7 protein-coding genes are annotated in these 8,228 nt (G+C 57.6%); 4 read left to right on the top strand and 3 right to left on the bottom strand.

Annotated elements, in window-relative coordinates; translation table 11 throughout:
* Positions 1–302 precede the first annotated feature (302 nt).
* Genes B088_RS04030 through miaB form a run of 3 tightly spaced genes read right to left on the bottom strand, consistent with a single transcriptional unit; the run spans position 303 to position 3,805 of the window.
* Positions 303–2,261, bottom strand: a complete 1,959-nt coding sequence (locus B088_RS04030) for a sialate O-acetylesterase (RefSeq protein WP_281109920.1) — start codon at positions 2,259–2,261, stop codon at positions 303–305.
* Positions 2,262–2,267: 6 nt separating this feature from the next.
* A complete protein-coding gene (locus B088_RS08570; protein ID WP_155802292.1) occupies positions 2,268–2,411 on the bottom strand; it encodes a hypothetical protein in 144 nt (47 codons plus the stop codon).
* 59 nt (positions 2,412–2,470) lie between these two features.
* Positions 2,471–3,805, bottom strand: a complete 1,335-nt coding sequence (gene miaB, locus B088_RS04025; protein WP_025081954.1) for a tRNA (N6-isopentenyl adenosine(37)-C2)-methylthiotransferase MiaB — start codon at positions 3,803–3,805, stop codon at positions 2,471–2,473.
* A 159-nt stretch (positions 3,806–3,964) separates the two neighbouring features.
* Here miaB and B088_RS04020 point away from each other — a divergent pair, with 159 nt between their 5' ends.
* From B088_RS04020 to B088_RS04005, 4 genes are all read left to right on the top strand, one after another.
* Complete coding sequence (locus B088_RS04020) at positions 3,965–4,447, top strand: hypothetical protein (RefSeq protein WP_025081953.1); 483 nt, start codon at positions 3,965–3,967, stop codon at positions 4,445–4,447.
* Between the two features lie 207 nt (positions 4,448–4,654).
* A complete protein-coding gene (locus B088_RS04015; protein ID WP_018107124.1) occupies positions 4,655–5,866 on the top strand; it encodes an OmpA family protein in 1,212 nt (403 codons plus the stop codon).
* A 179-nt stretch (positions 5,867–6,045) separates the two neighbouring features.
* Positions 6,046–7,731: an alpha-amylase family glycosyl hydrolase gene (locus tag B088_RS04010; RefSeq protein WP_018107123.1), complete on the top strand. Its 1,686-nt coding sequence runs from the start codon at positions 6,046–6,048 to the stop codon at positions 7,729–7,731.
* 1 nt (position 7,732) lies between these two features.
* Positions 7,733–8,161, top strand: a complete 429-nt coding sequence (locus B088_RS04005) for a Fur family transcriptional regulator (protein WP_018107122.1) — start codon at positions 7,733–7,735, stop codon at positions 8,159–8,161.
* The last annotated feature ends 67 nt before the right edge of the window (positions 8,162–8,228 follow it).

The raw sequence follows: 8,228 nt of genomic DNA, 5'->3' as shown, positions 1-8,228 counted from the left end.
GACCCGGGTCTAAAAAGCGGGCACCCCTGTCGGGGTGCATCGTTCACCACTCTTCACAATGAGTGGAGTGGCTCCTGTAACGCTCAAATGCGTCACCCCTGGATCCGGAGACCTGACGGATAAGAGGCCTGTATCACTAACTGTAGGGGGCTCCCTAATGTGCTGGGTGTCAGCAGCAGGATGAAGGCTGTTTCTATTACCGGTATTAGGTTTGACTATTACCGATATTAGTGTTCACTAATACCGACTATAGTTTCGTCTAATATCGGTATTAGTCCGAGGGCATCTTCATCCCCCGGCTACTACCGCTCCGGGATGGGGAGGATAAAGGTGGGGACCGGCTGTCCTCCGGCGGTGCGCAGGTTGGCATCCGTCCAGCCGGTGAAGGCATAGGCGACGGAGACGATCCGGAGTGATCCCTCGGGACACTTGATCCTCAGGCTAGCCCCGTCGATCTCGCCACGCAGCGGGATCCACTGCCCATCCAGCGTCTCCCCGAGGAGACCCCGTACCTCCGCGCCGTCGGAGGTCTCGAGAGTCCCTTCGCCGGCATCCAGTGAGAGCCTCCATCCGTCGGCACACGCCTCGATGCGTAGGGGTCTCGCCGCAGTCGCTTCTGCCCCGTCACGGTGACCGTAGACAGACTGAAGTGCCAGCCGTGCAGCACGCTCGCCAAGAGGCGTCTTGTAGTGGTAGTGCACATCGCCCCGCTCGCCGAGATCATAGCTGGTGACGAGGCTTACCCCCTTCATCTCCTCAGCCAAACGGCGCTGCAGGTCTCTAAATCGCCCCCAGGAGGGACGATCAAGGTTGCTTAGCTGCACCGTCAGCACAGGCAGATCGGAGCCGAAGTGACGACGCAGATCCCGCACGAAGCGGGGGAAGAGGAGACCGTACTGCTCCGCATTCTCCGCATCACTCTCGCCCTGATACCAGAGCACGCCGGAGAGCGACTGACCATAGATAAGGCGGTAGCCGGTCTCTTCGTTGAAGGAGGGGTCATAGCTATGTCTCTGGAAGGGATCCTTCGTGAGCTGCAGGTTGGTCTCCATTCGCTCCCGACACCACCGCATGGTGTAGTCATTATCTCGCCAGTGGTCAAAGACCTTGGCAAACCTTGGATCGTCCTCCAGAATGTCTCTGCTCACCCATGAGGTGAGAGGGGTACCGCCATTGTCGATCTCGATGACGCCTACCGGCACGTCTAATTTTCTTGCCATCTGTGTGGCAAAGGCGTATCCCACGGCTGAGAAGTCGAGTGCCGTCTCGGTACTTACTGCCTTCCATTCGCCGTGATAGAAGTCAAGCTCATTGGCCCGGCGCAGAGCCTCTTCGCTCCATGGCTTGCTGTCTGTCTCGGCGAAGGGTCGCAGGCGAAGCAGCCGCAGGGTGCCCTGCCGGGGATGGCAAGCAGCTGCATAGTCTGGTCCGCCGGTGGCATCCCTGAGAGAGAACGCCATATTGCTCTGACCGCTGACGAGCCAGACCTCTCCCACGAGGAGGTCAGAGAGAGTGATCTTTTTCTCCTTTCCCTCTAAGGACAGCACCTGAGGCTCTACGGTCGCCTCTCCGGCGGGGAAGGTGATTGACCACTTCCCATCATTCTCCACCGGTGCTGAGAGATAGCGCTCGCCTCGCCACTTTAGAGTAACCCGGTCCCCTCTGTCTGCATGACCGGTGATCGTGTGGGTCATCCCCTGCCTCAGCACCATGTGAGGCTGCCAGGCGCCATCGAGGCTGAGGCCGCCGTAGTTACCTGTAAGGGATCGGAAGACCGTCTCTGCCAGATGACGAGCTCCGCGGGCATTGGGGTGGAGCGTGGGCAGATCGGTGATCAGATCGGGGCGGTGGCGAAACGCCTCGTAGAGATCGATAAATCCCGTCTGACGGACCTCCGCCACCCGCGGGATCAGTCCCTGCAGGATCCGGTACCAGTCGTGCGTGGAGGAGATGTATCGTGAGTGACAGGGGAAGATGGGAGTCATACTGCAGATCCTGATGTCCATCTCCGGATTAACCGCCCTGAGGGTGTCGATCAGGGTGCAGTAGTCTGCCACGAAGCGATCCCGGTAGTGTGGAAAGTTGCGGGGGTCGGTGTCGTTGAGTCCCAGGTGGATCACCGCTACGTCGGGCTTGAAATCGAGTGCCGCAGCATACTCCTTCGTCTCCACGTAGGGATTGTGTCCGTCCCGGAGGAGGGTAGATCCACTGTGACCGAAGTTTCGCACCTCATACCCCTCTCCGAGGAGCTGACCGAGGATGGTGGGTTAGGACTGCGCCGCCGGATCTTCCAGCCCGTAACCGTAGGTAACAGAGTTGCCGATGCAGGCGACCCGGACGCGCTGCGCCGAGAGCGAGGGCATCAGCGCCAGGAAGCTCCATAGGAGCAGCAGAAGAGTTCTTCGTCTCATGATATATCAGATAACACTGAGGAGAAACCGATAGGCGGAAGATATACTATATGGTGTGGTCAGACGAGATGGCCCAATAGGGTGGCACTGGTGACGTCGTCGATGTGGCAGCGAACGGTGTCGCCGAGGTGGACGCCCTCCTTCTTGTCAAATACCACCACCTTGTCCTGCGAGGTGCGGCCGGAGAGTTGGGCTCTGGATCGCTTGGAGAAGCCCTCGACGAGCACCTCCACCTTCTGTCCGATCTGACGCCTATTCGACTCCTCGGAGAGCCGCCGCTGGAGGTCGATCATGCGGCTGAGTCGGTCGATCTTGACCTCCTCCGGCACGTCGTCATCGAGGTACTTGGCAGCGTAGGTGCCGGGGCGCTCGGAGTAGTAGAACATGTAGGCGCTGTCGAAGGGGACCCACTCCATCAGCTCAAGGGTATCGCAGAAGTCCTCCTCCGTCTCGCCGCAAAATCCGGTGATCATGTCGGTGGTGATGGCGCAGTCGGGGAGGATCCGGTGGATCGCCTCGACGCGACTCTTGTACTGAGCGACGTCATAGCCGCGACGCATCCGCTTGAGTACCGCATCGGAGCCGCTCTGTAGGGGGAGGTGGATGTGGCGACAGATATTGGGGTGGGCCGCCATGGTGTGGAGCGTCTCGTCGGTCATGTCCATGGGATTGGGCGACGTAAAGCGGATCCGCATCTCGGGGGCTCGCTCGGCCACTAAGGCGAGGAGGCGGGGGAAGTCGGTCGTCACTCCCGACTCGTCCGTGTAGGAGTAGGCGTCGACGGTCTGACCGAGGAGCACCACCTCCCGGTAGCCCATCTCCCGCATCTGGTCGAGCTCGGCGAGGATGCTCTTCACCTCACGGCTCCGCTCCCGCCCCCGGGTGTAGGGGACGATGCAGTAGGTGCAGAATTGGTCACACCCTCTCATTATAGATATGTATCCCGAGATATGGACCCCGGGGAGCTTGACCGGCACGATATCGGCGTAGGTCTCGGAGCGGGAGAGGGTGACATTGACCGCCGGTTCGCCAGCCTCGGCGGCGCTGACGAGATTGGGCAGATCCTGGTAGGAGTCGGGGCCGGCGACCAGATCAGCGTGATGCTCCGTAATGAGAGCTTCCCTCACATTCTCCGCCATGCAGCCGAGCACGCCGATGACGATCGGTCGGGAGAGCTTCTCCCGCAGAGCCCTTAGCTGAGAGAGGCGGGTGTAGATCTTCTGCTCCGCATTCTCTCGCACGGAGCAGGTATTGAGGAAGATCGCATCGGCTTGGTCGATCTCCTCGGTCGTCTCGTAGCCTATGGTCTGCATCACGGCACGGATTACCTCGGAGTCGGCGACATTCATCTGACATCCGTAGGTCTCTAAGTATAGATATTTCGTTTTCTGCATCTTATAGCGTCTCTTTAGCGCCGCAAAGGTACGAAAAAGGGAGGGGCATTAAACTATTAGTTGTGTCAGACATCAGACGAAGAGAGGGAGAAGGGACCGGCATCTGAGACAATTTACTTAGATTTGGATCGGAATACCGCCTGATAGAGAACTGTGGATATGGAAATTGTACTCATCGTTTTGGTGCTGGCCATTGTGCTGAGCAAGTTACTGGGTAAGTCCGACGCCAAGGCGTCGAGCGACCGAGACTTGTCTGCCGAGGACGAGGATGTGACGTGGGGGGAGATCAAGCAAGAGCTAAGGGAGCTCCTCGGGTCGTCCTCCAAGCGGGCTAAGGCTCGCGGTCGACTGCAGCGAGAGCGTAAGCGCCGACCCAAGCCTGTGCCCTCGGTGCGGAGCGTAGAAGAGATGACCCCTCGCTCCACGGACACGACGATGCGGATGAGGGATTACCACAGTACGCTTCGGCCGAGTGACTATATCCTCCGAAGACGACAGGATGAGACAGAGCGACTCACCCGCTCGGTGGTCAGTGAGCCTGAGGAGAGTCTTGGAAGCAGTCTCTTCGACACTGAGGACCGGAGTCGGACGCTCCGCGAAGCGATCCTGAGGGCGGAGATACTGAGACGGAGAGGCGCGTAAGAGGTCAGGAGTGAGCTCAGAGAAGTCTCCTTGGCAGCGAATTTACAGCGAAGAGAACGTGTTTTTGATGAAATAAGATTTTATTTACTACCTTTGTGGTGTAATGGCAGGTATCCTGCTGCCCTGCACCGGCAATGGGCGTGGAGACTTGACCATTAGCGATGCAAGCATTATACATAACAGATACACTAACGAATTTTGAAAATTATGAGAAAGACTCTTCTTACACTCTCCGCTGTTGCTGCAGGCCTCATCGGCATGTCAGCTAATGCGCAGGAGGTAAAGTCCAACGAGGAGTACCTCGCTGAGACCCCTGCCAACAAGGTGGCTTTTGAGCCCACTAGCAGCCACTGGTTCATCCAGGCTCTCGGTGGTATCAACGTCCCCTTCTACACCCACTGGGATAATACTTCTGTCGCAGAGGCTCAGAAAGACGCTGCCTTCGGCGACAAGTTCAGCTGGAGCGCCGGCATCGCTGTAGGTCAGTGGCACAACCCCTACTTCGGTACCCGTCTGGCTCTTGACTACAACAACATCAAGGCCTTCGGTGCTGCTAAGCCCATCGAGCTCCGCACGCTGAATCCCCACTTTGACTTCCTCTTCGACATCACTAACTACTTTGCTCCCTACGATGCCAATCGTGTCTTCCACGTAGTTCCCTACCTCGGTGTGGGTTACTTTGGCTCTAACATCATGGGCAAGGATCAGGATGCGTCTGATGAGAACTTCAAGGCTATCTTCAAGGATACGAAGGTGAACGGCGCTAAGGATCAGTTCTTCGGCGAGATCGATCACGCTATCTCTGCCAACCTCGGTATCGACTTCAACATCAACTTCACCCCGCGCGTTGCTCTGACCATCGCTCCTCAGGCTACTTTTGTACCTGGCTTTGATCACGGTGACATCATCACCGGCATCCGTGGCGGTCTTACCTTCAACGTAGGTGACGTAGAGTTCAACGGCGTACAGCCTATGGACTGGGATCTCGTAAACGGTCTCCAGAGCCAGCTCAACGACCTCCGCAGCCAGAATGCTGAGCTCAGCAAGCGTCCCGTACGCTGCCCTGAGTGCCCCGAGGTACAGCCCACCGCTGTTGCTCAGAACTATGAGAATGTCGTTTACTTCCGTATCGACAGCTCTAAGATCGACAAGAACCAGGAGATCAACCTCTTCAACACCGCTGAGTACGTAAAGGCTAACAACACCCCGATCACCGTGACCGGCTATGCTGACGTACAGACCGGTACCTCTGACTACAACATGCAGCTCTCTGAGAAGCGTGCCCGCAACGTAGCTGACAAGCTCATCAACGAGTACGGTGTGCCCTCTGAGCTGATCACGATCGACTACAAGGGCTCTGACGTTCAGCCCTATGACATCAACGCTTGGAACCGCGTAGTCATCATGAAGAGCAAGTGATCCGATCCCCTAAGGGATAATCACTAATCTATCGAGAGGTCTCGCAGGCAAGTCCTGTGGGACCTCTCCTTTTTTGCATTCTGATATATGGGAAAATAGCTACATTTGGCAATGGATCGGTCTCTTGCCGATAAGAAGCCCGGTCTGCAAGTAGAGTGGTATGCATAGACAACATCATCATGAACGAAGATAATAGCAAGCTGCTGATCTATCAGGCACTGCCCAGGCTCTACGGCAACGTGAGCGGAAAAAACCTACCCGGTGGTTCGATCGAGGAAAACGGCTGTGGTAAGATGAGCCACTTCACCTGTGAGCGGCTTGATGACCTCAGGGAGCTCGGCTTTACCCACGTCTGGTATACCGGTATCCTCGAGCATGCCACCACTACCTCCTACCCAGGGATCATGCATGATCATCCGGACGTGGTGAAGGGGAGAGCAGGCTCACCCTATGCGATCAAGGACTACTACGATGTCGATCCGGATCTGGCGGACGATCCAGAGGAGAGGAGGGAAGAATTTAGGCAGCTGGTGGAGCGAACGCACGCCTCCGGTCTCGGGGTGATCATTGACTTTGTCCCCAATCACCTGGCACGACAGTACCAGTCGGACTGTAGTCCACAGCTGGAGGAGGACTTCGGCGAGCGGGACGATAGGGACATGCGCTTCCGGCGGGACAATAACTTCTACTACCTCACCGATCAGATGCTGGTGATCGGCTCAGACTACGGCCCGGAGCCATCCGCCTACTCAGAGTATCCCGCTCGGGCGACGGGTAATGACGTCTTCCACGCCCATCCCTCTCGAGACGACTGGTATGATACGGTAAAGCTCAATTACGGCGTCGATCCCGATACCGGGGTGGGACACTTCGACGAGCCTGTGCCTGATACCTGGGACAAGATGTACCACATCCTCTACCACTGGGCGATGCAGGGGGTGGACGGCTTCCGATGCGATATGGCTGAGATGGTGCCGGTGCCCTTCTGGCACTGGGTGATCCGGAGGCTCCATCCCGACTTCCCACAGCTGCTCTTCATCGGAGAGATCTACCAGCCGTGGCGCTATCGGGAGTATCTGGATGCCGGGCTGGACTACCTCTACGACAAGGTGGGACTCTACGACACACTGATCGGCGTGCTGAGAGGAGAGCGAGCCGCCTCCGATATCACCTCCGTCTGGCAGTCTCAAGAGGGACTGTCGGGTCGGATGCTCCACTTTATGGAGAATCACGATGAGCAGCGGCTTGCGAGTGACTTCATCGTCGGCAACGGTGCCAAGGGGATCCCCGCTGTGGCGGTGTCGGCTCTCATCGATGGCGGTCCGATGATGATCTACTTCGGTCAGATGCTGGGTGAGCATGGTATGGATGAGGAGGGCTTCTCGGGACGAAATGGCAGGACCACGATCTACGACTACTGGTCGATGGAGTCCATGAGGGCACTTCACCAGCCGGCCTTACGGACAGAGGAGCAGCGGGAGCTCCGAGAGCGGTACCATCGACTGCTTGAGCTGACTCGCCATCCGGTCTTCGATCATGGGCTTTTCTTTGACCTAATGTATGCGGTAGGCGACAGGCTGGATCCCGGGAGACAGTATGCCTTCCTCCGCTACCGTCCGGGTAAGCTGGCACTTGTGGTCGCCAACTTTGCCGATCATACTGCCGATCTCGCACTGCCGCTCCCGAGACACGCCTTTGATACCCTGCACTGTCAGGAGGGGAGAAGCTGCAGGATGCTTGACTTCCAGAGCGGAGACGAGGAGGTGGTGACACTGGAGAGTGATCGACCCTACACCATCAGGGTAAGGCCGCATGACTACGGCGTGCTCCTCTTTACTCCCTTGAGTCCTTACTTCCCCGAGTGAGATGACCCGTGAGATAGAGACTTACTTCGAGCAGAAAGGGGTCAGGCCGACTGCCAATCGTGTACTTGTGCTGAGGGCGCTCCGAGCTGAGGAGCACCCGGTGACGCTGACTGACCTGGAGCTGACGCTGAGCCCAATGGACAAGTCCAGCATCTTCCGTGTGCTTACACTCTTCTTAGAGCAGGATATCGTCCACGCCTTTGAGGACGGACGAGGGCTGCTCAATTACGAACTCTGTGGTAGTGAGGGACCCTGCGACCGACGGGACGAGCACATCCACTTCTACTGCGAGTCATGCCGACAGTCCTTCTGCATGGAGGACCTGCCTCTGCCCGAGATGGTACTGCCGGAGGGCTTCACGCCGCACTCCATCTCCTTTGTCATCAAGGGCGAGTGCCCCGGGTGTCGCCGTCAGCACGAGAGTGACTGACCACGATCGAAAAGGAAGCAAAGAGCCAACCCCCTCAGGAGGATTTCTAATACCGGTATTAGTCTTG

The organism is Porphyromonas bennonis DSM 23058 = JCM 16335, assembly GCF_000375645.1.
GTDB classification, from domain to species: Bacteria; Bacteroidota; Bacteroidia; order Bacteroidales; family Porphyromonadaceae; genus Porphyromonas_A; species Porphyromonas_A bennonis.
The sequence above is the reverse complement of the archived record's forward strand: the minus strand, read 5'-3'. Positions and strand labels throughout refer to the sequence as shown.

Coding starts and splice junctions, on each gene's coding strand:
- B088_RS08570 (WP_155802292.1), bottom strand. CDS start 2,411: ATGAGACGAAGAACTCTTCTGCTGCTCCTATGGAGCTTCCTGGCGCTG.
- miaB (WP_025081954.1), bottom strand. CDS start 3,805: ATGCAGAAAACGAAATATCTATACTTAGAGACCTACGGATGTCAGATG.
- B088_RS04020 (WP_025081953.1), top strand. CDS start 3,965: ATGGAAATTGTACTCATCGTTTTGGTGCTGGCCATTGTGCTGAGCAAG.
- B088_RS04015 (WP_018107124.1), top strand. CDS start 4,655: ATGAGAAAGACTCTTCTTACACTCTCCGCTGTTGCTGCAGGCCTCATC.
- B088_RS04010 (WP_018107123.1), top strand. CDS start 6,046: ATGAACGAAGATAATAGCAAGCTGCTGATCTATCAGGCACTGCCCAGG.
- B088_RS04005 (WP_018107122.1), top strand. CDS start 7,733: ATGACCCGTGAGATAGAGACTTACTTCGAGCAGAAAGGGGTCAGGCCG.